General features: G+C 69.8%; 26 protein-coding genes and 1 pseudogene. 15 read left to right on the top strand and 12 right to left on the bottom strand.

What is annotated here, in order from left to right:
• Positions 1-21 precede the first annotated feature (21 nt).
• Positions 22-1,290: an ammonium transporter gene (locus tag ACT3S3_RS08235; protein ID WP_301442883.1), complete on the top strand. Its 1,269-nt coding sequence runs from the start codon at positions 22-24 to the stop codon at positions 1,288-1,290.
• Between the two features lie 10 nt (positions 1,291-1,300).
• On the opposite strand, the gene ACT3S3_RS08230 is transcribed toward ACT3S3_RS08235, so the two are convergent.
• The 3 genes and pseudogenes from ACT3S3_RS08230 to ACT3S3_RS08220 form a co-directional block, all read right to left on the bottom strand.
• On the bottom strand, positions 1,301-2,455 hold the full coding sequence (locus ACT3S3_RS08230; protein WP_301442884.1) for a tyramine oxidase subunit B: 1,155 nt from the start codon (positions 2,453-2,455) through the stop codon (positions 1,301-1,303).
• Positions 2,456-2,548: 93 nt separating this feature from the next.
• A pseudogene (locus tag ACT3S3_RS08225) lies at positions 2,549-3,655 on the bottom strand (allantoate amidohydrolase); the annotation flags it as partial.
• Between the two features lie 12 nt (positions 3,656-3,667).
• Positions 3,668-3,814: a hypothetical protein gene (locus tag ACT3S3_RS08220; protein WP_301442885.1), complete on the bottom strand. Its 147-nt coding sequence runs from the start codon at positions 3,812-3,814 to the stop codon at positions 3,668-3,670.
• 148 nt (positions 3,815-3,962) lie between these two features.
• Between ACT3S3_RS08220 and ACT3S3_RS08215 the strand changes: the two genes are divergently transcribed.
• From ACT3S3_RS08215 to ACT3S3_RS08205, 3 genes are read left to right on the top strand one after another with little or no spacing between them, the layout of a single operon-like run.
• Positions 3,963-5,174 carry an NAD(P)/FAD-dependent oxidoreductase gene (locus ACT3S3_RS08215; protein WP_441579834.1) on the top strand — a complete coding sequence of 404 codons (1,212 nt, stop codon included), beginning with the start codon at positions 3,963-3,965 and terminating at the stop codon, positions 5,172-5,174.
• A 17-nt stretch (positions 5,175-5,191) separates the two neighbouring features.
• Complete coding sequence (locus ACT3S3_RS08210) at positions 5,192-5,869, top strand: helix-turn-helix domain-containing protein (RefSeq protein WP_444626669.1); 678 nt, start codon at positions 5,192-5,194, stop codon at positions 5,867-5,869.
• Entirely contained in the window at positions 5,866-6,630 is a 765-nt protein-coding gene (locus tag ACT3S3_RS08205) for a gamma-glutamyl-gamma-aminobutyrate hydrolase family protein (RefSeq protein ID WP_301442888.1), read from the top strand. Before ACT3S3_RS08210 ends, ACT3S3_RS08205 begins: the two co-directional genes overlap by 4 nt.
• A 7-nt stretch (positions 6,631-6,637) precedes the next feature.
• Here the strand turns inward: ACT3S3_RS08205 and ACT3S3_RS08200 are convergent, their stop codons facing one another.
• Both ACT3S3_RS08200 and ACT3S3_RS08195 read right to left on the bottom strand, forming a co-directional pair.
• The gene (locus tag ACT3S3_RS08200) at positions 6,638-7,924 is read right to left on the bottom strand and encodes a glycosyltransferase 87 family protein (protein ID WP_301442889.1); all 1,287 of its coding nucleotides are present in this window, start codon (positions 7,922-7,924) and stop codon (positions 6,638-6,640) included.
• Between the two features lie 110 nt (positions 7,925-8,034).
• Positions 8,035-8,382 (bottom strand): DUF952 domain-containing protein, encoded by a 348-nt coding sequence (locus tag ACT3S3_RS08195; RefSeq protein ID WP_301442890.1) that lies wholly within the window; start codon positions 8,380-8,382, stop codon positions 8,035-8,037.
• A gap of 67 nt (positions 8,383-8,449) precedes the next feature.
• On the opposite strand from ACT3S3_RS08195, the gene ACT3S3_RS08190 reads away from it, so the two are divergent.
• Both ACT3S3_RS08190 and ACT3S3_RS08185 read left to right on the top strand, forming a co-directional pair.
• Entirely contained in the window at positions 8,450-9,580 is a 1,131-nt protein-coding gene (locus ACT3S3_RS08190; protein WP_444626668.1) for an aminotransferase class V-fold PLP-dependent enzyme, read from the top strand.
• A gap of 4 nt (positions 9,581-9,584) precedes the next feature.
• Positions 9,585-9,896 carry a thiamine-binding protein gene (locus tag ACT3S3_RS08185; protein ID WP_441579182.1) on the top strand — a complete coding sequence of 104 codons (312 nt, stop codon included), beginning with the start codon at positions 9,585-9,587 and terminating at the stop codon, positions 9,894-9,896.
• Positions 9,897-9,917: 21 nt separating this feature from the next.
• On the opposite strand, the gene ACT3S3_RS08180 is transcribed toward ACT3S3_RS08185, so the two are convergent.
• From ACT3S3_RS08180 to ACT3S3_RS08160, 5 genes are read right to left on the bottom strand one after another with little or no spacing between them, the layout of a single operon-like run.
• A complete protein-coding gene (locus tag ACT3S3_RS08180) occupies positions 9,918-10,886 on the bottom strand; it encodes an isopenicillin N synthase family dioxygenase (RefSeq protein WP_301442893.1) in 969 nt (322 codons plus the stop codon).
• Positions 10,887-10,946: 60 nt separating this feature from the next.
• Positions 10,947-11,543, bottom strand: coding sequence for a hypothetical protein (locus ACT3S3_RS08175; RefSeq protein WP_441579181.1), 597 nt, complete (start codon positions 11,541-11,543; stop codon positions 10,947-10,949).
• 6 nt (positions 11,544-11,549) lie between these two features.
• On the bottom strand, positions 11,550-12,116 hold the full coding sequence (locus tag ACT3S3_RS08170) for a hypothetical protein (RefSeq protein ID WP_301442236.1): 567 nt from the start codon (positions 12,114-12,116) through the stop codon (positions 11,550-11,552).
• A gap of 20 nt (positions 12,117-12,136) precedes the next feature.
• Positions 12,137-12,931, bottom strand: a complete 795-nt coding sequence (locus tag ACT3S3_RS08165; protein WP_301442237.1) for a class I SAM-dependent methyltransferase — start codon at positions 12,929-12,931, stop codon at positions 12,137-12,139.
• A gap of 22 nt (positions 12,932-12,953) precedes the next feature.
• Positions 12,954-13,772: a thioesterase family protein gene (locus ACT3S3_RS08160; RefSeq protein ID WP_301442238.1), complete on the bottom strand. Its 819-nt coding sequence runs from the start codon at positions 13,770-13,772 to the stop codon at positions 12,954-12,956.
• 41 nt (positions 13,773-13,813) lie between these two features.
• Here ACT3S3_RS08160 and ACT3S3_RS08155 point away from each other — a divergent pair, with 41 nt between their 5' ends.
• From ACT3S3_RS08155 to ACT3S3_RS08140, 4 genes are all read left to right on the top strand, one after another.
• Positions 13,814-15,670, top strand: a complete 1,857-nt coding sequence (locus tag ACT3S3_RS08155; RefSeq protein WP_301442239.1) for a penicillin-binding transpeptidase domain-containing protein — start codon at positions 13,814-13,816, stop codon at positions 15,668-15,670.
• An 87-nt stretch (positions 15,671-15,757) separates the two neighbouring features.
• Positions 15,758-16,165, top strand: coding sequence for an META domain-containing protein (locus ACT3S3_RS08150; RefSeq protein ID WP_301442240.1), 408 nt, complete (start codon positions 15,758-15,760; stop codon positions 16,163-16,165).
• Complete coding sequence (locus tag ACT3S3_RS08145; RefSeq protein ID WP_441579180.1) at positions 16,165-16,635, top strand: META domain-containing protein; 471 nt, start codon at positions 16,165-16,167, stop codon at positions 16,633-16,635. The genes ACT3S3_RS08150 and ACT3S3_RS08145 overlap by 1 nt, the downstream gene beginning before the upstream one ends.
• Positions 16,619-17,518, top strand: a complete 900-nt coding sequence (locus ACT3S3_RS08140; protein WP_301442242.1) for an HAD family hydrolase — start codon at positions 16,619-16,621, stop codon at positions 17,516-17,518. Before ACT3S3_RS08145 ends, ACT3S3_RS08140 begins: the two co-directional genes overlap by 17 nt.
• Here ACT3S3_RS08140 and ACT3S3_RS08135 read toward each other — a convergent pair.
• Entirely contained in the window at positions 17,481-18,920 is a 1,440-nt protein-coding gene (locus ACT3S3_RS08135; protein WP_301442243.1) for an aminotransferase-like domain-containing protein, read from the bottom strand. The two genes, ACT3S3_RS08140 and ACT3S3_RS08135, sit on opposite strands and share 38 nt — an antisense overlap.
• Positions 18,921-18,957: 37 nt before the next feature.
• Between ACT3S3_RS08135 and ACT3S3_RS08130 the strand changes: the two genes are divergently transcribed.
• Positions 18,958-20,208 (top strand): pyridoxal phosphate-dependent aminotransferase, encoded by a 1,251-nt coding sequence (locus ACT3S3_RS08130; RefSeq protein ID WP_301442244.1) that lies wholly within the window; start codon positions 18,958-18,960, stop codon positions 20,206-20,208.
• Here ACT3S3_RS08130 and ACT3S3_RS08125 read toward each other — a convergent pair.
• Positions 20,196-21,233 carry a GlxA family transcriptional regulator gene (locus tag ACT3S3_RS08125; RefSeq protein ID WP_441579179.1) on the bottom strand — a complete coding sequence of 346 codons (1,038 nt, stop codon included), beginning with the start codon at positions 21,231-21,233 and terminating at the stop codon, positions 20,196-20,198. The two genes, ACT3S3_RS08130 and ACT3S3_RS08125, sit on opposite strands and share 13 nt — an antisense overlap.
• 17 nt (positions 21,234-21,250) lie before the next feature.
• Between ACT3S3_RS08125 and ACT3S3_RS08120 the strand changes: the two genes are divergently transcribed.
• From ACT3S3_RS08120 to ACT3S3_RS08105, 4 genes are all read left to right on the top strand, one after another.
• Entirely contained in the window at positions 21,251-21,718 is a 468-nt protein-coding gene (locus tag ACT3S3_RS08120) for a nuclear transport factor 2 family protein (RefSeq protein WP_301442246.1), read from the top strand.
• Between the two features lie 35 nt (positions 21,719-21,753).
• Positions 21,754-22,371 carry a DJ-1/PfpI family protein gene (locus tag ACT3S3_RS08115; protein WP_301442247.1) on the top strand — a complete coding sequence of 206 codons (618 nt, stop codon included), beginning with the start codon at positions 21,754-21,756 and terminating at the stop codon, positions 22,369-22,371.
• Between the two features lie 99 nt (positions 22,372-22,470).
• Entirely contained in the window at positions 22,471-23,628 is a 1,158-nt protein-coding gene (locus tag ACT3S3_RS08110; RefSeq protein ID WP_441579178.1) for an AAA family ATPase, read from the top strand.
• A gap of 81 nt (positions 23,629-23,709) precedes the next feature.
• Positions 23,710-24,513: a hydroxymethylpyrimidine/phosphomethylpyrimidine kinase gene (locus ACT3S3_RS08105; RefSeq protein WP_301442249.1), complete on the top strand. Its 804-nt coding sequence runs from the start codon at positions 23,710-23,712 to the stop codon at positions 24,511-24,513.
• The last annotated feature ends 38 nt before the right edge of the window (positions 24,514-24,551 follow it).

Below are 24,551 nucleotides of genomic sequence, written 5' to 3'. Positions count from 1 at the left end.
GATCAACGAGAAGGAGTGCTCATGCCTGCTGCAGACGTAGCGTGGATCCTCGCCGCATTCTCCCTGGTGCTGCTCATGTTCCCGGGACTGGCGATGCTGTACGGAGGGATGCTCAACGGCCGCAGCGTCCTGAACATGATGATGATGGTGATGTCCTCGCTGGCGGTCACCACGGTGGTCTACATCATCGTCGGTCACGGGCTCGTCGTCGGCGACAGCGTCGCCGGCCTACGACTGATCGGCGACCCCCTCGAGTTCGCCTTCTTCAACGACCTCATGACCGACGACGGAAACGGCACCACCCTGAACACGGCGTTCTTCACCCTCTTCGCCGCCATCAGTGTCGCCCTGGTCTCCTCCGGCGCCGCCGGCCGTATGAAGTTCGATGCCTGGATGATCTTCGCCGCCGTCTGGGTTCTGCTCGTCTACGCCCCCATGGCCCACTGGGTCTTCGCCGCCGACGACGAGGAGGCCGGCACCACCGGCGGATGGATGATCAACGTCCTCGGCCTGCACGACTTCGCCGGTGGCACCGCCGTGCACATGAACGCCGGCGCAGCGGGCCTCGCCCTGGCCGTCTTCCTCGGACGACGCGCCACCAAGGACCACCGGCCCCACAACCTCCCGCTGATGCTCATCGGCGCGGGCATGATCGCCATGGGCTGGATGGGCTTCAACGGCGGCACAGCCGGCGGAGCGAACTTCCTCGCCCAGTACGTGATCCTCACCTCCCTGCTCTCCCTGGCGGGAGGAATGCTGGGCTTCATCATCATGCAGCGGGTCGTCAACGGCCACTACACGCTGATGGGCCTGGGGACCGGCATGATCGCCGGTCTCGTCGGCATCACCCCGGTGGCGGACGCCGTCCACCCCGTCGGAGCGGTGTTCGTGGGCATGGCCGCCTCCGCAGCCGCTTTCGGCGCGATCAAGCTGGCACGACGCTACGGCGTCGACGACTCGGCGGACGTCTTCGCCGTCCACGGCGTCGGCGGGATGGCGGGTGCCATGTTCGTCGTGTTCTTCGGCGCGGCCGCCGCTCCGGCAGGACGTGCCGGGATCTTCTTCGGCGGCTCCCCCGACCTGGTCTGGCGGGAGATCGTGGCGATCGTGGTGACCGTCTCGTTCTCCTTCCTGATGACCTACGCGATCGCCTGGGTGATGGACAAGATCCACCCCATCCGCATCACCGAGGAGGACGAGGGCCGCGGGATCGACGCAGCGATCCACGACGAACAGGCCTACGACAGGACGATGGAGCCGGCCGGCACCGCCGACCGCACCATCAGCTGAGCTGGCATGTTCAGGCCAGTTCCGGCTTCTCCCACAGGTTCAGTACCGTGCCGAGGTTCTTCTCCTCGGCGGTGGCGTAGAGGTCGGTGGCCCAGGCCACGTCCTCGACGGGCATGCCGCCCACGGAGTACACGGTGACGGTCTCCGGGTCCCAGCCCGGGGCCTTGCCCTCGGCGACGTCGGCGATGACCTCGATCTTCGACTTGTCGAGACTTCCCTCACGCACCAGGTCGTACCACTTCGTCCCCGGGATGCCGAGCAGCACGAAGGCCTGGTCGCCGTACTCCTCCTCCCACGCCTCGTAGAGACCGTAGGCGTCGAGGACGAGGCGGGCGTCGCCGGCGAGGAAGTCGTCGTCGAACCGGGCGGCGGCCGGGGCCGCGACGAGACAGCCCGGCTTCAGCCACTCCTCCTTGAAGTACGGGAAGGCCGACGGGCCGGCGAAGTCGGTGGTGGTCGAGGCCATCACGATGTCGGCGTCGGTCACCGCCTCCTCGATCGAGTCACAGCCCACGACCTCGACCCGGGGGTACTCCCCCTGGATGTAGTCGCGGAAGGAGTCCACACCACGCTGGCTGCGGCCCTTCACCTTGATCGTCGTGATGCCCGGGCGCAGCGCGAGGATCGCGTCGGTGTTGGTGCGCGCCATCACGCCTGGGCCGACGACAGCCAGGGTCGTCGAGTCCGGGTTGGAGAGGTACTTCACGCCCACCCCCGGCACCGCACCGGTGCGGACCGCGGAGAGGATGTTCGCGCTCATGATCGCCTTCGGCGCGCCGGTCACCGTGTCATTGAGCACGAAGACGTGGATCGAGCGCGGCAGTCCCTCCTTGCGGTTCTCCGCATTGGACCCGTACCACTTCACGCCGGTGTTGTTGAAGCGTCCTCCCAGGTAGGCGGGCATCGCCATGAACCGACGGTCGGGACCGTCGGCCGGCATGCCGTCGAACTCGGGCTTCTCCGGGAACGAGATCATCGCCCCGTGGGAGTTGTGGTTGAGTCCGGCCATCATGTAGTCGCCCCTGTTCAGGAGGATGAGGGTCTCCTCCATCACGTCCACGCAGCGGGCGATGTCGCGGACCCCTGCCTCGATCATGTCGGGTTCGCTGAGGTAGCGGAAGTTGATGCTCGTGTCGGGTGTGGTGGTGTCGGGCTGCTCGGCCATGTCGGCACTCTCCTTGGTGGTTACCAGTGTTGAACAGAAGTAAATTTTATGGCGGGGGATTTTCCCGTCGGTCTCGCCCTGATTTCGGGCGCATTAAGGTTGCCGCATCAGGAACGCCAGGGACCTGACCAGGGCGCGCAGTCCTGCCAGGACGTCGGCGTCCGCGGCGTCCTCCCGCGGGGAGTGCGAGATCCCGTGCGGTGAGCGGACGAACAACATCGAGGTCGGTACGCGTGTGGCCAGGATCCCGGAGTCGTGACCTGCCTGGGTGGGAAGTTCCGGCAGGTACTCCCCCGCGTCGGCGGCGAGCTTGGCGTGCACGTCGCGCAGGTCGGCGTCGAATTCCACGACGGGCGCGTAGGACACCCGCGTCACCGTGCAGGTCACGCCATGGTCCCCGGACGCCTGCCGGGCGGCCTGCGCCACCCGGTCGACGAGGGACGCCAGGGTGCCGTCGTCGGCGGCGCGCGCGTCGAGCAAGGCGACGACCCGGGCGGGAACCACGTTCGGGCCGGCAGGTTCGACGTGGAAGCGCCCGAAGGTGGCCCGGGCGTCCAGCGCTCCGGCGGCCGCGCGCGCCGCCAGCACCGTCTCGGCGAACGGCAACGCGGCGTCCTTCCTGTCCTCCAGACGCGCGGTCCCCGCATGGTCGGCGACGCCGTCGAAGACGAACTCCCACCGCCCGTGCGGCCAGATCGCCGAGGCCACGCCCACGGCCGCGTCGAGACGTCCGGCGAGGTTCCTCCCCTGTTCAACGTGCACCTCGACCTGTGCACCGATGCGCGCGAGCTCCTGCGGGTCCTCCCCCACGTCCTGCGGGTCGGCGCCCGCGGCGGTCATCGCCTCGGCGAGGCTCACCCCGTCGGCGTCGACGAGTGCGCGGGCGGTGGCGGGGTCGATCGCCCCGCTCATCAGCTTGGACCCCAGGCAGGCGACGCCGAAGCGTGCACCCTCCTCGTCCATGTAGTCCACGACCGCCAGGGACCGCGGTGCGGCGAAGGAGCCCGCCTGTTCCGCGGCCTGCAGTTCATCGACGGCGAGGAAGCCGAGGACCACGCCGAGGGGGCCGTCCCACAGTCCCCCGTCCGGCACGGAATCCAGGTGCGAGCCGGTGACCACGGAGCCCTCGCGCGGCTCGCCCCACCAGGCACGCAGGTTGCCGTTGGCGTCGGTGGCCACGTGCATGCCGCGCTCCCGGGCCTGCGCGGTGAATCACGCCCGCAGCGCCCGGTCCTCTGCGGTCCAGGAGAAACGTCGTACACCGGATTCGGTGACGCCGATCTCGGCGAGCTGCGCCCACATCCGGTGGAAGCGCCCGAGGGCGGCGTCGGGGTCCCGGAGTTCGTTGATCCCGTTCATGCCGGTGGTCCTCTCCTCAGGGTCGCAACGCACTCGTCACGTCCCCGTCACATGTGTAGTGTTTCATGTCAGTATCGTTTGATTCACAAGAAGAATCACCCCCACGATAACCCAGCCACCCGGCCACCACAACAGGGAGCATCCGAAGATGGGCACCACGACCAGCACGAAGAGCACGGAAAACACCGCGAACTACGACTACGTCATCGTCGGCGGCGGTCTCGAAGGCCTCGCCATCGCCTGGGGGCTGACCTCCCGCGGGGAGAAGAGCGTGCTCGTGCTCGAACGCGGGCAACTCTGCGGCGGCATGACCGGCAAGTCCTCCGGCGTGGTTCGTTCGCATTACGGCACCCCGTCGGTGGCGAAGATGGGGTGGAACGGAACAAAATTCCTCCACCGGGCCGAGGAGATCCTCGGCGACGACTGCGGCTTCCGCAACTGCGGGTACATGGTCGGCGTCGGCGCCGAGAACTCCGACGCGCTGAAGGCCAATGTCGCCATGCAGCAGGGTCTCGGCATCGACGTCTCCTTCATCACCGGTGACGACGCCCGCGAACTGTGGCCCGGCCTGCGTGTCGACGACTTCGACGCCATCGCCTACGGACCGCTCGGTGGACGCGGCGACGCCCCGATGCTCGGCATGGCCTTCTCCGTCGCCGCCCGCCGGCAGGGCGCGACGGTACGCAGCGGCGTGAACGTCACCGGCTTCACCTGCGGCGCGGACGACAGGGTCACCGGTGTGGCCCTCGCCGACGGCTCCACCGTCGGTGCCGGTCAGGTCATCCTCGCCACCGGCGCCTGGGCCCGGCAGCTGGGCTCCACCGTGGGCCTCGACCTGCCGGTGCACGCCCAACGCGCCCAGTTGATGCTCGTCTCCCCCGGCGCCGACCTGGGACGCGTCCCCGTACTTTCCGACCTGGTCAGCCTGCAGTACCTGTGCGGTGAACCCAACGGCGAAATCCTCTGCGGCAATTCCGACCACCGCGATCCCCACTGGGCGGACCCGGACAACTACCGCAACAGGGCCGACGACGACTTCGTCGAGTGGACCATCGGCAAGCTCATGCACCGTCTGCCCGACATGCCGAACCCGGCGCTCAGCTCGTCCTACGCCGGCTGCTACGACACGACCCCCGACTACAACCCGATCATCGGGCCGTCCGGGGTCGACGGACTGTTCCTCGCCGTCGGCTTCGCCGGACACGGCTACAAGATCGCCCCGGCCGTCGCCGACCTGCTGCTGGACGGAGCATCGTCGGACGCGGACGTCCCGGCGTCCGACTTCCGACTGGGGCGCTTCGCCGAGAATGACCTGACCCGCAGCCTGCACCCCTACGTAGGTGCCGGCGAGATGCGGTGAGGATAGGATCTGACCCCATGCCGAACCCTGAACAGGACACAGCACAGGACACCGCACAGGACCATGAGATCGACCCGGCGTCCGCCGCGAAATCCCGCGCCGACGACCGGGCGATCGAGGTCAGCCTGGGACGTCGCGTGCGCGCGCTGCGCACCTCGCGCGGTATGTCGCTGACCGGCCTGGCCGAACGTTCGGGACTGTCGCGCGCGATGCTGTCGAAGATCGAGAACGCCCAGACCTCCTGTTCACTGACCTCGGTGGCGCACCTCGCCGAGGCACTCGACGTCCCGGTGCCGACCCTGTTCCGTGACGCACAGGTCGAACGCCCCGCCGCCCACACCCCCGCCGGCACCGGCACCCGCATCAGCGGTCGCGGAACCCGTCACAACCACGTCTACGAACTGCTCGGATCCTTCCGCGGCCACGGTGACACCTCCTCGGGGCCGCACCTTGAGCCGGTGCTCGTGACCCTGCACGACCGTTCGGAGACGCACCCTCGTTTCCAGCACCCGGGCACCGAACTGATCTACATGCTCGACGGCGACATGACCTACCGCCACCAGGACACCGACTACCGGATGCGCCCCGGAGACGCCCTGCTCCTGGACGGTGAGGGAGTCCACGGTCCCGTCGAGCTGACCGAACTGCCCATCAGGTTCCTGGCCGTGACCGCCTACCCGGAGGAACGCACGTGACCCCACCCACCGTGGCCGTCCACCACCCGAGCGACCACCGTCCCCACGACCCCGCCTTTCAGTCGCTGCTCGACCTGCTGAACGACCGCATCGCCGCGGCCGTGCGGAACCTGGGGTGGCGGGTGGAGTTCATCGCAGGTGACAGTACCGACAGCGCCGAGAGTGCTGAGAGTGCTGAGAGTGCCGACATGATAGTCCTGGCAGGTGGGGAGGACGTGGACCCGGCGCTCTACGGTGCCGGGGCGTCCTGCGCCGGTGCCGGACGTCACCTCACCACCGCCGACCAAACCCACATCCGGGTCGTGACCCGGGCGGTGGCCGAGGGAGTGCCGGTGTTGGGCATCTGCCGCGGTATGCAGCTGGTCAACGTCGCGCTCGGCGGCACGTTGGTGCAGGACATGTCCAGCAGCCTGCCCACCTGTGCAGGCGCGCACGGTGCCAACCACCGACGCGAGGACGGCCCGGACCCCGGAGTGTTCACGCGCCTCGCCGGCGGCCCGGCGGGGATCGTCCCCGACGGCCCTGCCGTCTGCATCCACCACCAGGCGGTGGACCGGCTGGCACCGGGGCTGCGGGTCGTCGCCCGGGCCTCCGACGGCACGGTCGAGGCGGTGGTCCACGAGACCGCCCCGGTGACCGGGGTGCAGTGGCACCCGGAACATCCGGCCGCAGCGTCCGGAAACCTGACCGACCTGCTGCTGCGGATGCAGCGGCAGGCGGCAGTGCGTCCGGTGCGTCCGGTTGGTGTCCACATCGGGTGAGTCCCGCTCAGCGCACGGCGTCCTCCAACTCGGTCGCCTGCGCCACGCTCTCCTCCGGCACCGCACGCCAGGCCGCGAGGAGCAGGAGCAGCAGCGCCACGATACCGGCCACGCCCTGGGCGTTGGCCAGGATCCACGGTTGCCCCACCGCGTCCTGTACCCACCCCCAGTCGGCGATCCTGTAGTGCAGAAACACGTTCGCCACCACCAGCAGCGCCGCCGCCGTGGTCGTCGGCCAGTCGCGTGCACCACCCAGGAGCTGGGAGGCAAGCAGTGCCACGGCCACGATCACGCCCGACCAGTGGTGCGTCACCGCGTACGGTGCCGCCACGCTCACCGCCAGGACGAGCAGCAGCAGCGTGGTCACCGGACGTCCAGCGCGCAGCAGGCGCCGGGAGGCCCAGCCCGCGGCCACCGCGACCACGAGCAGGACGGGCAGCATCACCGTCTGCGCCAGGTCGCCGTCCATCCCCGCCCGGGTGAGCAGACCGGTCGCCGCCTGGTTGGCTTCGAAGGACGGCGGGCCGGCGCGTTCGTCGTCGAAGAACTCACTGGTCCAGAAGAACACCGCCTCGCCGGGGCGCATCAGCCAGCCGAGTGCGGCGGTCACGAGGAACGTCCCGGCGGAGCGCGCCAGGTCACCCCACCGACGTGTCACCAGGAACACCAGGGCGAACGCCGCCGGGGTGATCTTGATGCCGGCCGCCAGACCCACCCCGACACCACGCAGCCGACGGGGCGTGAACCCGAGGACGTCGGCCGTGACCAGCAGCACGAGGAAGACGTTGATCTGGCCGAACTCCATGTTCGCCCGCAGCGGCTCCATGCACAGAGCGAGACCGAGCATCGGCAGCGCCACCAGCGGCGCCCACCGCAGTCGCAGCCGGTGGGCAGCCATCGCCAGCACCGCCCAGGACGCCACCACCGAGGCCAGCGTCCAGAGCATCTCCATGGTCTGGTCGTTGAACCAGGTCAGCGGGACGAACAGGGCGGCCGCGAGCGGCGGGTAGATGAAGGGGAAGCCGGTGCGGGAGTCCAGGTCGTCGCCGTAGAGTCCCCCACCGTCGACGATCGCCTGCCCGGTGTCCCGGAACACGCCCAGATCCAGCAGGTAGCTGTCGCGCGCATATCCCAGCACCCATGCGCACTGCCAGACCAGCAACCCGACCCCGATGACGAGCGCACTCACCGCGGCGATGCGTCCAGCCCTGCTCTGCGGCTGGTCACGGGGCTGGTCACGTGGCTGACTCCCGCGAGTCTTGACGGCGGTGTCGTGCGGTGCGGAGATCGTCATGGTGGGGCGGATCACTCCATCAGGTCGGTGACGAGGGACGGTCCATCAGGCTAGGGAACCGCCCTGGCCTGCCCGTCCGTGACGACTGACAGGTTGCTGGCCAGGCCCTGTCACCAGATGAAGCGGCCGTCCTGCCCGAAAGACGCCGGACGCACCTCGGTCACCCAGTCAGGACGCACCGGACCGTAGATGTGCGGGTAGTTCTGCCCGTCACCGGCGTCCTCTTCGAGGACCTCTGTGCCGGCCGCGCGGACGCGGTCGTCGTCGATGACCAGGACGCACAGGGCGGCGTCCTCGTCGCGGTAGAACCTGCGGGCGGTCGGCCCGACCTGCTCCCGAGTCGAAGCGTGGACGAAGCCGACGCTGTCCACGGACAGCCCCACCGTGGACACCCGGTACTCCCCTGTCTCCAGGGCGGCGGTCCAGTCAGGGACCCGTGCAATGTGGAAGATCGTCATGCCACCACTGTGCCGCAGTCCGGCCCCTCCTGCTGAAACTGAGTTCACGATGTGGGAGAATATGACCATGAAGCTCCCACACGATGATATCGATCCCGACGGCCTCCTCGAGTACTCCGTCGTCTTCACCGACCGATCCCTCAACCACATGTCGGCACGGTTCACCACAGTCATGCAGGACATCCGCGACGTTCTGATCAGCGCCTACGACGCCGACACCGTCGCCGTGGTCCCCGGGGGCGGCAGCTACGCGATGGAGGCGGTCGCCCGCCAGCTCGTCACCGACAAGCGCACCCTCATCGTCCGCAACGGGCTGTTCTCCTTCCGCTGGTCGCAGATCATCGACGCCGGACGCATCACCGACGACGTCACCGTGCTCAAGGCACGTCAGACCGGCTACGAGCCGACGTCCACCTGGGGGCCCGCCCCGATCGACGAGGTCACCGCCGCGATCCGCCGTGAGCGTCCCGAGATCGTCATCGCACCGCACGTCGAGACCGCCGCCGGCATCCAGCTCACCGACGCCTACCTCACCGCCATGGCCGACGCCGCCCACGAGGTCGGCGCCCTGGTCGTCCTCGACTGCGTCGCCTCCGGAGCGTCCTGGGTCTCGATGACCGACACCGGGGTGGACGTGCTGGTCAGCGCCCCGCAGAAGGGCTGGAGCGGAACTCCCTGCGCCGGCTACGTGATGCTCAGCCCCGCCGCGCGCAAGGCCGTGAACGCCTCGACGTCCTCCAGCTTCGCCGTGGACCTGAAGAAGTGGCTGTTCATCACCGACGAGTACGGCGAGGGTCGCACCCCGTACCACGCCACCCTGCCGACCGACGGTCTCGCGCACAACGCCGCGCTGATGGTCGAGGCCCGCGAACGTGGCCTGGAGAACCTGCGCGCCGCGCAGATCGAACTGGGCACCAAGGTCCGCGCGCTGCTCGAGGAGCACGGGATCCAGGCCATCGCCACCGGCGAGTTCGCCGCCCCCAGCGTGGTCGTCGCCTACACCGACGACCCTGCCGTGAAGTCCGGCGCGAAGTTCAAGGAGGCCGGCGTGCAGGTCGCCGGCGGTGTCCCGCTGCAGTGCGGTGAGCCGGAGAGCTTCTCCACCTTCCGCCTGGGCCTGTTCGGCCTGGACAAGCTCGCCGACGTGGACGGCGCGGTCGACCGACTGCGCACCGCCCTGGACAAGCTGGGGATGTAGGGCCATGCTCTTCGCATTCTCCATCGCCCCCTCGACCACCCCGGAACCAGACGGTTCGATGGCCCACATCGTGGCCAAGGCCGTGGAGGTCGTCCGGGAGTCCGGGCTGCCCCACGAGACCACGTCGATGTTCACCACGATCGAGGGTGAATGGGACGAGGTGATGCCCGTCGTCAAGCGCGCCTGCGAGGCCGTGGGCGAGTACTCGCCGCGGGTGTCGCTGGTGCTCAAGGCCGACCTGCGGCCCGGGCACGACGGCGAGATCACCGGAAAGGTCGAGCGTCTCAACGCCGCCATCGACGGGGACGGTCAGTGACTGCTACCCGGCAGACCCCGCTCAGCTCACCGACGCGGCGGCGTTGCGCTCGGTGAAGTAGTCCGCCGCACGCACCGGCGCGTAGACCGCCCCACCACCGACGGGAGGCGCGAGGGGCTCGACGACCTGCGTCATGTCCGGCTCCATGAAGGCGATGATGCTGTACAGCTCCTCCGAGGGCGCGTCCTCGCTCGGTGCGAGCACCCTGTGCCGGGTCGAGCGCCACCGGTCCCCCGTCCACCGGGCCAGCAGGTCGGCGATGTTGATCGTCAACGCCCCCTCCACGAACGGGGCGTCCTGCCACCTGCCGTCGGCACCCTGCACCTGCAGTCCGCCGTAGCCGGGCTGACGGTCCAGGATGGTGACCAGCCCCCAGTCGGTGTGCGGGGCGATACGGTACTGCCCCTCCTTCGCCCGCCCCACCACCGACAACGCCGGGTAACGGTTGATGTTGAAGGTGTGCGGCGAATCCCCCGCCCGCTCGACGAAGTAGCCCTCGTCGAGCCCGAGGGCGGTGGCGAGCATCTCCAGCAGGTCGCGGTACAGCGCACGCGCCGCCTCGGCCCAGCGCGACACCAGCGCTTCGAGCGCCGGGACCTCCTGCGGGTACACGTTGGCGCGGAAGTACGTCTCGTCGATGTCGGCGTCCCCCGTGGCGTGCTCACGGCCGAAGGTCAGCGTCTCCTTGAGGTCGGCCTTGTCGACGTCGGGGACGTCGCCGTAGTAGGCGTTCGCCTCGTCGCCCGTGCGGATCCAACCGCGTCCACCGACCACCGTGCGGTAGCGCTCCTTGAGATCGTCCGGCAGGGCGAAGAACTCTGCGGCGGCCGCGCGTAGTTCCGACGACAGTGACGGGTCGATGCCGTGGCCGGAGACCATGAAGAACCCGGAGTCCTTCATCGCCCGGTCGAGGCGGTCCGCCAGGGCCCTACGCCGGTCCGCGGGTGCATCACGCCAGTCCGCGACGTCGAACAAGGGGATATCCAGCATCGTGCCCGTCAAAGGTTTGCCTCTCTTCAGCCAACTGTGTGTGGGTATCGTACACCCACCTCACACAGAGGCAAGGACCTCCTTCAGGACGCTGCGGACGTCCTCGCGCTGCCCCGCGGACGCCATCCCCGTCACCGTGAGCGTGACCACGACACGCCGCGCCGCGGCGTCCTTCGGCGCGACAGCGACCTCGAAGGACGTCCCGTCGTCGAGGGCGCTACGCCAGTAGGACCGTTTCGGTGTGTCGGAGACCCGCGGTTCCCCGACCGGACGCAGCGACGTCCCCTCCCCCGACACCAGCGCGCCGACCACGTCGCGAACAACGCACACACCCGCGTCACCGTCGGTGACCACGGCCGCCACCTCCAGCGTGCGCGACGCCGCGACCTGGAAATCTCCCCCGCTCGACTGGCCCGTGGCCCGTCGTCCGATCTGCTTCTCGTAGGCGACGGTGGCTCCCTGGCCCCACCACCCCGGGTTGTCCAGCCCCTGCCCCACCATCAACGGGTGCACCGCGGCAGCCAGCTCGGCGTGGGACAACCGCGCGCCCCCGGCGTCCTCGAACACCGTCACGATGCGGCGCCACCCGACCCCCGCCCCGCGCTCCACACGACGAATCTCCGCCCGGAGGTCATCCTGGGACGCTGACGGGGCCATGTCCGGTCACCTCACACGTGCCGACTCGATACGCGCCGGTGCGACGTAGGCGGTACCCGCCGTGCACAGGATCGCGCCGAGGGTGAGGAGCGTGTTCCAGTCGCCGTCCAGCAGGCCGCCGAGCAGCACGTAGACCACCCCGGCGGCGATGGCCAGGGCCAGGATCGCCGCACCGAAGAGGTTCTCGTTGCCCGTGCCCACCACCGGGATGTACAGCAGTCCGGCGAGGACGCCGACGATGCCGGCGATCAGCCCGTAGACCACCGCCGCGCCGGGGCCCTGGGCCGCCCACCCGGTGATCGCCGAGACGATGAGGTCGACGACCAGCAGGATCGCGAAGGAGATCACCGCGCACAGCACGCCGAGGATCACCAGGTTGATGACGACCTTCTTCGTGTCGAAGCGTCCGGCCAACAGGTTCTCCGGCTGCTGCCGGGGAGGCTGCTGGGGCTGGTACTGCTGCTGGTAGCCCTGCCCCTGCTGCGGCTGCTGGGGCGAGTACTGCCGCGTCGGCTGGTTCTGCTGACCGTAGCCACGGTTCTGGTCAGGACGGTAGGGCTGCTGGTTACTCATGCGCCCAGTCTTCCATCAGGTCACACCCGGATCAACAACTCCCCGTGCGGCATCACGAAGACCGCCGCCTCGTCCGCCGCCCAGGAACGCCAGCCGGCGCAGATCCCCGCGGCGTCCTGCACCTGTGCTGCCTCAGCAGACTCAGCCGCCTGGGTCCGGCGGATCCAGCTGTCCGCCAGCCACGACGCCCCCGCGCCGTGGGTGTAGGTCCACGTCGAGGTGGTGAAACCCAGCTGCCCGGGGCCGAGGCCGGCCTGCCGGGCCCAGGCGGGCAGCAGGCGTCCGGCGTCCGGCTCCCCGCCGTTGGCACGGGCTCGGCGACGGTAGTCGCGCTGCCACCCGACCAGCCCCTCGGGCTGCGGGTGGAAGAACATGCCGGCGTAGTCGGCGTCGCGCACCGCGACGACCCCGCCCGGGGCGGCGACGCGCACGAGTTCGCGCAGCACGGCGACCGGATCGGCCACATGTTGCAGTACCTGGTGGGCGATGACCACGTCGAAGGAACCGTCGGCGACGGGCAACGCATGGGCGTCGCCGAGCGCGAACTGCGCGCCGATGCCGCGCTCCTCGGCCAGCCCACGGGCCGCGCGCAGGGGCTCGTCGGTGTTCTCCACACCGGTGACCTGCGACGCCGACCCGCCGAGTCCGGCGACAATGGCGGCAACGTCGAGGGTGATCGATCCGGGACCGCAGCCCACGTCCAGCACGCGGGAGTCACGGTGCAGGTGCGGCAGGACGAACGCCAACGAATCCTGCGCGGTGCGGGTCAGGTGGTTGGCCAGCACGGCCGGTCCATGTCCGTGGGTGTACTTCATCGCGCAAGCCTCCTTCTCATTCTTAACTGAACCGGATGCCGGCGAACTGGTGGGACTGGGCCACGAGATTGCCGTCGGCGTCCCACACCGTGGCGGACTCGTCGACCCGGTCCCCCTGGACCAGGTTCGCCTTGAGCAGCACGTTCACCGGGCCGGGCACCGGCGTCGCCCGCACGTAGGTGGACAGTTCGATGGTCGGCACCCAGCCGCCCGGGCGCACGTCGAACGTCGCCGGCGGCAGGATGTCCGCGGCCAGCAGCAGCGACTCCGGGGTGAAGTCCTCCCCGTCCGGCAACTCCACCCAGGCCCGCACCTCGCCGAGACCACGGGGTGCGGAGTCGGCGATGACCTCGGTGAACGCGCTCTGCCCCGGGTGCAGGTACAGCCCGGCGTGGTGGAGGATCTCCACCGGGAACTGCTCGCGCGGCGGGACGTACCGCGTGCAGTCGTCGAATCCCGCGCCCGGGTCGGGGAGGTCGTCGGTGGCCCAGTCGACCGCGGCGTCCCCCAACGCCCCGAGGGTGAACAGCGACTCCCCGGTGATCTCGCCCTGCTGGCTCATCCGCACGCGCACCTGCGTGGTCGTGCGTCCGGCGCGCAGCAGCTCGGCGGTCAGCTCCACCGCGCCGGGGCGCGGAGAGCGCAGGAAATGGGAGGACGCCGCGACGACGTGCGGGTGGGCGTCCCGCCCGGACGCCACCGCGACGGCGACGCGGGCCATGACGGTCTGCAGGTACCCGCCGTTCGGGTTGCCGAGGATCGTCCACCCCGCGTCGATGTCGGCGCTCCACTGGTTCTCGCCGGTCCGGGTGACGGCGCTGACGTCTGCGTATTCACTCACGCGGTTCACGATACCCGGCGGCTGCCTCTACCATTGGCGCTATGACGAAGCCTGCCCACCGTCCCACGTCCGTCACGGCGATCCGCACCGTCAGGGCCAGCCTGGGTGCGAGCCTCACCGCCAGCGCCCTGGTCCTGGCCGGGTGTTCGGTGCCGTGGAGCGACTCGCCGACCGACGAGTTCGTCGACCTGGTCAACGCCGGCGACTGGGCCGGCGCCGCCGAGCACACCGACGACCCCGAGGCCGCGGAGCAGTACCTCACCGAACTCGAGGGAAACATCGGCGAGACGACACTCCACCTCGAACTCGACGACAGCGCGACCACCGCGACGTGGACCGTGCCCTCCGGCGACGAGGTCACCTCGCAGGGTTCGCTGGGCACCACCGACGGCGGCAACGACCCGGTGGTGTGGGACCCGAAGATCCTCGACTCCGCGCTGACACCGCAGACCTCCGTGTCCTACTCCGACGACCGCGCCTTCGACCTGCCCGTCCTCGACGCGCGCAATGACGCGCAGATGTCGTGGACCACGGTGACCGTGTTCACTGCCGCGGCCACCGAGGAGATGGAGCCGCAGGAGCAGGCGTCCGCCATTGCCGACGCGGCGCGTCCGGCGATCGACGACCTGGACACCGACTCCGTCGCCACGCAGATCACCGAGGCCGGCGAGGAGGCGACCACGCTGTTCTCGCTGCGTCCGGAGGACGCCGGGGACGTCGCCGACGCCCTCGGCGCGGTCCCCGGGGTCGAGTCCCGGGAGGAGGGCCGGCTGCTGTCGTCCTCCGGGACGTCCTCCCCGGTCGACGGAGACCTGCGCGCCTACTGGGAGCAGCGTCTCGACGACACCGCCGGTTGGACGCTGACCACCACCGCCGACGAGGAGCAGGGGCTCGAGGGCGAGGTGCTGGGCCAGGAAGCGCCCGCGGAGTCCGAGCCGGTGCGCACCACGATGGACATGGGCATCCAGGCCGCCGCACAACGCGCCATGGACGGTGAGGACCGGGCCGCCTCGATCGTGGCGATCGACCCGTCGACCGGCGGGCTGCTGGCCTCCGCGCAGAACAGCGCCGCCGACGGGCAGGGCACCCCGGCGATGACCGGGCAGTTCCCGCCCGGGTCGACGTTCAAGACGGTGACCACCGCCGCCGCGCTGGGCCGGGGCACCGTAGGCCCCGACGACGAGGTGGAGTGCCCCGCCGAGGTCGAGGTCGACGGCCGGGTCATCCCCAACGACCAGGACTTCGACCTGGGCACGGTGCCCATGCACACCGCCTTCGCCGAGTCCTGCAACACCACCCAGGCGTTGATCTCGCGTGACCTGGAGCCCTCCGACATGAAGGACACGGCGATGCAGCTCGGCCTCGGCGTGGACTTCGACGCCCCGGGCATGACCAGCATGACCGGGTCCGTGCCGGTCACCGAGCCCGGTGCGGCACGCGTGGAGGCCGCGATCGGGCAGGGTGAGGTGCTGTCCTCGCCGTTCGGGCTGGCGCTGATGGAGGCCTCGGTCGCCAACGGCGGGTCGATGGTGACCCCCTCGGTGATCCAGGGTGAGGAGACCACCGCGACGACCGCCGACGGGGAGGACGGGGAGACGGGCGCCGAGCCGGAGCCGCTGGACTCCGGGGTCGTCGACTCCCTGCGTTCGATGATGCGCGAGGCGGTGACCTCAGGAACGGCGTCGTCGCTGAGTGACATCGACGGTCTCGGCGGCAAGACCGGCACCGCCGAGGTCGGCGAGGGTGACGCCCACGGCTGGTTCGTGGGCACCGTCGGCGACATCGCCTTCTGCGTGTTCATCGAGGGCGCGGACTCCTCCGGCCCCGCCGTGGAGATGGCCGGCGACTTCCTGCGCGACGACGCCCTCGCTGACGTCACCGGGGCCTCGGGCAGTTAACATGGCCGCCGAGCCGGACGATTGAGTCCGGTAAGAACCTGTACAACTCTGTACATCTCCCCGAGACCCACCGAGGAGTGGATCCCAATGACCCTCACGCGAAAGATCCTGACCGGCGCCATGACCGCCGCGACCACAGCTGCCCTCGTCGGCTTCGCCGGTGCCCCGGCGGCCACCGCCGAGCCGGTGCAGTCCTCTCTCCCCGACGCCCCGTTCTCCGGCACCTGGGTCGACGTCGACCCCACCGGTGCCGCGGAACTCACCTTCGACGACGGCCGGATCTCCGGCACCGACGGGTGCAACGGCGTCGCCTCGTCCTACACCGTCGACGGCAACGTCGCCGAGGTCGAGCCGTTCGCCTCCACGCTGATGGCGTGCCCCGGGCCCACGAGCGACTGGCTGCAGGGCGCCGCCAGCGTCCACCACTACGGTGCGCTGCTCGTCGTCCACGACGAGGACGGCGGGGTCCTCGGCGCCCTGCGCCCGGAGATCTGATGCACCGCCGCCGCAGTTCCGCCCTCGTCGCGACGCTCGGCGCCGCCGTCCTCGCCGTGGGCCTCTCCGCCTGCGGCGGCGACACCGACGGGGGCGGCGCGTCTTCCACCACCACACCGAGCACGGAGGCCACCACAGTGACTGCCCCAGATCCTGACTCGTCCCTGACAGGAACGTGGGTCGACCCCGACGGCAACGGCTACCTCACCTTCGACGGTGAGGGCGGGGTGACCGGCAGCGACGCCTGCAACGGCATCCGCAGCACCTACGAGAGCGATGGCGAGACCGGCGGCGAGACCGGCGGCGCGAGCGTCGCCCCCTTCCCCACCACGATGATGGCCTGCGGGGACGGCTGGTCGCAGTGGCTGCTCGGGGTCAGCACCGTGGAGCTGCACGGTGACTCGCTCACCGTGCTCGACCAGGACGGCGGCGAGCTCGGCACCCTCGTCCCCGGTGAGGCGCCTGAGTGAGCGTCCGGTGATCCGTCTGGTCGCCACCGACCTGGACCACACGCTGCTGCGCGGTGACCGGACGGTCAGCGACCGCACCGTCGCCGCGCTGCGCTCGGCGCGTCGGGCCGGGATCACGGTCGTGCCGGTGACCGCCCGCAACGTCGTCGGCGTGCGCGCGGTGAACGCGCGCACCGGTTTCGACTGGTGGGCCGTGTGCGGCAACGGCGCCTACGCCGTCCACCTGGGCACCTCCGACGACCGGAGCGCAGAACCCCTGTTCGCCACGGCGGCCACGCCGGACGCGCTGCGTCGGGTGGTGGCCACGGTGCGTGCGGGGTTCCCGCGCGCCTGCTTCGCCGCCGTGCGCGAGTGCGGGGCCCGGTTCATCGCCGAGGACGACTACGCAGCCCTCGCCTCTGCCACCGACCACAGCCGCGACCCGGCGTCGATGGAACGCGCCACCGTCGATGACCTGGTGGACGCACCGGCGGTGAAACTCGTCTTCCGCGACCCGGACGTCCCGGTGGACGTCCTGTTCGACAAGGTCAGCGCACTGCTGGCTGTGCGGGCCGAGGACACGGGGGTGGAGCTCACGATGTCCGGCGCCCCGTTCGTGGAACTCATGGCCGCCGGGGTGTCCAAGGCCACCGGCCTGGCCCGGCTGTGCTCGCACCTGGGCGTGGAACCCGGGGAGGTCCTCGCCGTCGGCGACGGCCTCAACGACATCCCCATGCTGCGGTGGGCCGGACGCGGCGTGGCCGTGGCCAACGCCGGGCCGGACGTGCGCGCCGCCGCCGACGAGGTCACCGCCGCCGCGGACGACGACGGCGTCGCCGTCCTGCTGGAAGGGCTCAGCGCGCAATTCAGCGACAGCGCGGCAGCACCTCCGCGATCGTCCTGACCGCCGGGTCGAAGCGTGCCGGGTCGGGCCCGGCGAAGTTGAGCCGCACGAACTGGCCGGCGGGTTCGGCCGGGAACAGTCCGTCACCGGAGGCGACGAGCACCCCGGCTCGTTCGCATTCCACCACGAGACGGTGCAGGTCCGTGCCGTCGGGCAGGCGAACCCACAGGTTCAGCCCACCGGCGGGCACCCGGGTGAGCACCGCCTCCGGCAGGTGGGTTCGCACCGCGTCGACCAGCAGGTCACGCCGCGAGCGCAACCGGGCGCGAAGGGAGCGCTGGTGGGTTCGCCACGCCGGCTGGCCGACCACGTCCAACGCCGCGGCCTGCAGCACCGGGCTGACGTACATGGTGGACGCCGCGACGTTGGCGCGGATACGCCCGCCCACCGGGCCGCGGGCGATCACCGCGCCGACCCGCAGCGTGGGCGAGACACTCTTGGTCAACGAGCGCAGGTAGATCACCCGTCCGGCGTCGTCGAGCGCGGCCAACGGCGGCAGTTCGGGGAGGTCGGTCATGCCGAAGTCGTGGGCCCAGTCGTCCTCGATGAGGAAGGCACCGTGGCGGGCCAGCACCTCGATGACCCCGCGCCGGGTGGCCTGTGACCAGGTCACGCCGGTGGGGTTGGCGTAGCGCGGCTGGGCGTAGAAGGCCCGCGCGCCGGTGCGGGTGAGGATGCGGTCGAGCTCGACGGGGTCCGGGCCGTCCTGCCCGCCGCCGGTGGGCACGAGCCGCACGCCGGACTCCCCGGCGGCGAGGATCGCGCCCCAGTAGGTCGGCGACTCGATGACCACCGGGTCGCCGGGGGCGGCGACGGCGCGGAAGATCGCGGCTAGGCCGCTCTGCGTGCCGGGCAGCACGGTGACGTCCGCCGCGGCGGCCGGGGCGGTGCCCGGTGGGGTGTGACGTCCCAGTTCGTGGGCGAACCAGGCGCGCAGCCCGGGCAGCCCGGAACGCGGGGCGGCGGTGACGGCGTACTCGCCACGGGCGGCGCGGACCAGCGCCTGGCGCACGAGCTTCTCGGGGAGCAGCCGGCGGTCCGGGTAGCCGTTGTGCAGGCTGACGGCGTCGTCCGGGGTGGGACGCAGCGGGCCGTCGCCGGTGGCGGTGGCCGGGTTCGCCGCGCCCAGCGCCCCGGCCTGCCAAGAGTAGTCCGCGGGGCGCAGGCGTCTGACGCCCGCCCCCTCGGTGACGAAGGTGCCGACGCCGGGGCGGGTCTCCACCGTCCCTTCGGCGGCCAGGACGCGCAGGGCGGCCTGCACGGTCCCCGGCCCCACCTCGTGGTCACGGACGAGGGTGCGGGTGGCGGGCAGTCGTGTGCCGGGCGCGCGACCGTCGATCCAGCGGCGTAGTTCCGTCACCAACTGGGCACTGCTACTCTGCGCACTGCTACTCTGGGCCATGACAGTGAATAGTAGCGCTACCGCACAGTACGCACCAGTGATACCGACCGGAACCGGGCACCCACGCCGTAGCGTCCGGCAGTCCTCGAAACTCCGCAACGTCCTCTACGAGATCCGCGGTCCCGTCGCCGCCCGCGCCGCGGAGATGGAACGCGCCGGGGTGGACGTGCTGAAACTCAACATCGGCAATCCGCAGCCCTTCGGTTTCACCGCCCCGCCGCACATCACCGAGGAGATGGCGCGCGCCCTGCCGACCTCCCACGGATACTCCGACTCCCACGGCATGCCTGCCGCGCTCGACGCCGTGACCGGTCACTACGCCGAGATCCCCGGCTTCCCGGAACTGCGCCGCGAAGACGTGTACCTCGGCAACGGGGTCAGCGAACTGATCACCATGACCTGCCAGGCGCTGGTCGACAACGGCGACGAGATCCTCATCCCCGCCCCCGACTACCCGTTGTGGACGGCCATGGTCACCCTCGCCGGCGGCACACCCGTGCACTACCGCTGCGCCGAGGACGACGGGTGGAACCCCGACCTGGCAGACATGGAGGCCCGGATCACCGCGCGCACCACCGCCATCGTGGTCATCAACCCGAACAACCCGACCGGTGCGGTGTACCCGCCGCACATCCTGGAGGGAATCGCCGAGCTCGCCCGGAAGCACTCCCTGACCCTGCTGGTCGACGAGATCTACGACGCCATCACCTACGACGGCACCGCCCACACCCACCTGGCGGCGGTCGCGCCGGACGTGCTGACGTTAAGCTACTCCGGACTGTCGAAGAGCAGCCGGCTGGCCGGGTACCGCGCCGGCTGGATGGTCGTCACCGGGCCGAAGGAGCACGCCGCCGACTTCCTGCACGGCCTGGACCTCATGGCCTCCACCAGACTGTGCGCCAACGTGCCCGGCCAGCACGCCATCGTCGCCGCCCTGACCGGCGAGGGCGACCATTCGATCGGTACGCTCACCGGGCCCGAGGGTCGACTCACCCGGCAACGCGACGTGGTCGAACACGCCCTGAACTCCATGGACGGGGTGAGCTGTGTGACACCGCGCGGTGCGCTGTACGCCTTCCCCCGCCTGGACCCCGACGTCCACGAGATCCGGGACGACGAGAAACTCGTCATGGACCTGCTGGAGCGCGAGCACATCCTGCTCGTCCACGGCACCGGCTTCAACTGGCCGACGCCGGACCACCTGCGCATCGTGCTCCTGCCCGAGGAGCAGGTGCTGGCCACGGCGATGGAACGCATGGGCAACTTCCTGGCGGACTACCGGCAGTAGTCCGGTGGGTGGTGGGTTTGACCGAAACTCTGCCGGTAGGCGGTGGGAGTGACCCCCAACTCACGCAGAATGTGCCGGCGCAGGCTCGTCGCTGTCCCCATTCCGGTCCGGTGTGCGATGGCCCCGATCGTCAGGTCACTGACCTCAAGCAGCCGACGCACCTCCGCAACCCGCTGCCGGGTGAGCCACTCGGCGGGCGGTACCCCGACCTCCGCGGTGAACCGACGCTGGAAGTGCCGCACGGACATTCCCGCGCGTGCCGCACAATCCGAGGTCGACAGTGGTTCGCCGAGGTGTGCGGTCATCCATTGCGCCACGGACGCGATACCGCCCCGCGGTTCCGGCGAGGGACGGTCGATGAATTGTGCCTGGCCGCCGATCCTCTGCGGGGCCACCACCATTCGTCGAGCGATCCGGGTGGCGACCTGCTCCCCCATGTCGCGGCGTACCAAATGCAGGCACAGGTCGATGCCTGCCGCGACCCCTGCGCTGGTGGCGACGTCTCCGTGGTCGATGTAGAGGACCCCAGGGTCTACGTGGACGTCGCTGTACCTGCGCTGGAGTTCGTCCGCCTCCTTCCAGTGGGTCGTCGCCGTGCGGCCGTCCAGGAGCCCCGCCGCAGCCAGCGCGAAAGCGCCGGTGCAGATCGAGACGACCCTCGCACCATGAGCATGTGCCTGACGCAATAGTGAAAGGGCGTTTCGGGTCGGCCGGTCAGCCGGGTTCAGAGACCTGTTGAAGCCCGGGACAACCACGGTGTCCGCATGCAGGATCTCCTCCGGTCGGCTGACCCCACCGATCGTGAACCCGGTAGAGGTAAGAACCTCCGTGGAAGTCGTCCCCACCACGAGTGCTTCGTACTCGTCCTCGCCACGGAAGCCGAATATCTGGGATGCGGTCGCCAGGTCGAAGGCGACGACCTCGGGGAACGCCAGGATCATCACTTTGTGGGGAGCCTCAGCACCTCGATGGCGTGAAATGTTCGACATGTGGCATTTATGCCACTCACGTGCCGGGAAGTCCACGCAATAGCGTCAACCACATGACGAGAGAAACCCCTGGAGCTACTCAACCAAGCCGGCCGCCGCGCCCGCCGTTCACACGACAGACGGCACTCGCGAAGGTTCAGGCGGCCGAAGATGCGTGGAACACCCGAGACCCGGAACGGGTTGCCCGGGCGTACACGACGGACACCGAATGGCGGAACCGTGAGAACCACGTCACCGGACGCGAGGAGGTCATCCGGTTCCTCACCGAGAAATGGGAGCGCGAACTCGACTACCGGCTGAGGAAAAACCTGTGGGCGTTCGACGAGGACAGAATCGCCGTTCGCTTCCAGTACGAGTGGCACGACACCCACGGTCAGTGGTGGCGGTCCTACGGCAATGAACTGTGGGAGTTCGACTCCAACGGACTGATGCGTCGGCGCGAAGCCAGCATCAACGATCTCGCCATAGCCGAATCGGAGCTGCGTGTCACTCCTGGAGTTGGGGTGATCCCGATATGGTGAGCCCGGCCGACACCGCGCAGAAGAGGACCGTGACAGTGATCCTCTACGAGGGCTTCGAGGTGCTGGACGTCTTCGGCCCAATTGAGCTTTTCAGCCACGCCCCGGGCTGGACGGTGGAGTACGCAGGGCCGCGGACCGGGCAACCGGTGGGAAGCGCCCAGGGTGCGGAAGTCACCGCCCAGACCGGGTACACCGACGTCCGGGACCGCCCGGGCGGCCCCGACATCGTCCTGGTTCCCGGTGGGAACGGCAGCCGTCGGCTGGCCGGCGACCGCGAGTTCTTGACCGTCCTCGCAGAGATTTGCCACCGCGCCACGGTCATCACCTCGGTGTGCACCGGTTCCGCCTTGCTTGCTGCTGCCGGGGTACTCGACGGCTGTCGGGCGACATCGAACAAGAAGGCGTGGGACTGGGTCACCTCCCAGAGCGATCAGGTGGCCTGGGTCCCGCAGGCACGGTGGGTCGTCGATGAGGGGAACGGGACACCGATATGGACGTCGTCCGGAGTTGCCGCGGGGATGGACATGGCCCACGCACTGATATCGGAACTGGCAGGCCATGAAGACGCAGATCGGATCGCGGAGAACATCGAGTTGGCCGTCCACCGGGATCCTGGGTGGGATCCCTTCTCCGCTATCCACGGCGTGAAGTAGTCGAGCTGCTCGAATCGCTGAGCCTTATCCATTTTATCCATGTCGGGCTTCTATCCGTTTTATCCACTCTATCCAGCCACTTCCCGTAGACTGTCCGGCATGACCTCCCCGGCAAACCCCTTCCGCCCCGGCTTCGGCGAGTCCCCCACCGTGTGGAGTGGGCGCGGGACCATCCTCGACGCCTACCGCCACGCCATCGAGACCGACGCCGGCAGCCCGGGCCGCATGCTGTTGATCAACGGCGCCCGCGGCATCGGCAAGACCGCGCTGATCAACGAGCTCGAGGACATCGCCCGCACCAACGGGTGGGTGCTGCTGCGCACCTCCAGCAACAAGAACATGCTCGGCGAACTGATCGACACCGCCATCCCCGAGGCGATCAACTCCCTGAACGGCCGCCCGGGCAGGCGCATCAGCGGCGCGTCCATCGCCGGCATCGGGTCCCTGCGCACCGAGCAGGAGGACGCCGAACCCGTCACCCCGTCCCTGGCGTCCCAGCTCCGCCGCCTCGCGGAGTTCACCGGTGCGCACCGCTCCGGGATCCTGATCACCATGGACGAGGTCCAGGCCGCCGACGCCGACGACATCGGCGTCCTCGCCACCGCCGTCCAGGACCTGGTGCGCGACGACATCGCCGTCAGTTTCATCGGAGCCGGGCTCACCGCCGGCATCCAGTCGCTGCTCAACGCCCCGGGCACCACCTTCCTTCGCCGCAGTCAGCGCTACCAGCTCGCCCCGCTGCAGCAGGACGACGCGGTCGACCTGCTGCAGCGCACCGCGGAGCCGACGGACGTCGTCTTCTCCCCCGAGTCCGCCCGCCACGCCGCCCGGTCGGCGTTCGGCTACCCCTACCTGCTGCAGCTCATCGGCTCACTGGCCTGGCGGATCTCCCTCGCCGAGGGGACGGGCACGGTCTCCACCGGCGCCGTGGAGGAGGCCGTCGGCCTGGCGATCCCGGTGCTGGGCAACCAGGTGCACCAACCCGAACTCGCCACACTCCCCCACGCCCAACTGGATTTCCTCCACGCGATGGCCACCGTCATGGACCGTGCCACCGACCCCGAGCACCCAGACCGCGTCAGGATCCACGACCTGGCCGAGGAACTGCGCAAACCGGTGACCTCACTGTCCAGGGTGCGGGCCGCCCTGATCGACAGGGACATCATCCACTCACCGGCCTGGGGCACGGTGGCTTTCCGACTGCCCTACCTCCGAGAGTTCCTCGACAGCCCCGGCGGCCCGCTGGAGGTGTCGTAGCGTTCAGGCGGCCCCCACGCCCCACCGGGATACCGAGGACTCATGCGCACGGGATCCAAACCAGCCCTTACCATTGTGTACATGAACACACCTCCCATCGCATTCGTCATCGCCGGCTCCGAGGCCACCGGCGGTGCAGGCATCCAGGTCGACCTCAAGACCTTCCAGCAGCTCGGCGTCTACGGCGTCGGCGCCCTGAGCTGCATCGTCGCCTTCGACCCGGCGAACAACTGGGGCCACCGTTTCCACCCGGTCGACCCGCAGATCATCGCCGAACAGTTCGAGGCGGCACTGGCCACCCACCCGGTGGAGTCGATGGACACCGCCAAGGTCGGCATGCTCGGCACGCCGCAGACCATCGACACCGTCGCCGGGAAGCTCTCCGAGCGCTCCTGGCGCAACCTCGTCGTCGACCCCGTGCTGATCTGCAAGGGTCAGGAACCCGGCGCGGCACTGGACACCGACAATGCGCTGCGGGAGAAGATCCTGCCGCTGGCCACCGTGGTGACCCCGAACGTCTTCGAGTCCCAGACCCTGTCCGGGATGGACAGCATCACCACCGTCGAGGAGCTCGAGGAGGCCGCCCGGCGCATCGGTGAGCACGTCCCCTACGTCCTGGCCAAGGGCGGCGTCGAGCTGCCCGGCGACGAGGCCGTGGACGTCCTGTGGGACGGCCACGAGATCACCCGGTTCTCCGCCCCGAAGATCGGTGAGCAGCGTGTCTCCGGCGCCGGTTGCACGGTCGCCGCCGCGCTGACCGCGGAGCTGGCCAAGGGCACCGAGATCGTCGAGGCCGTCCAGCGTTCCAAGGATCTCGTCACCCGCGGCATCGAGCACCGCGTCACCGCGAACACGCCCTTCGACACCGTCTGGCAGGGCGCCTGAGCGTCACCACCGGCGAGCGCCTGTCACCGGTGGACCTA

This window comes from Corynebacterium sp. AOP40-4SA-5, assembly GCF_052377355.1.
In the GTDB taxonomy this organism is placed as follows: domain Bacteria; phylum Actinomycetota; class Actinomycetes; order Mycobacteriales; family Mycobacteriaceae; genus Corynebacterium.
The sequence above is the reverse complement of the archived record's forward strand: the minus strand, read 5'-3'. Positions and strand labels throughout refer to the sequence as shown.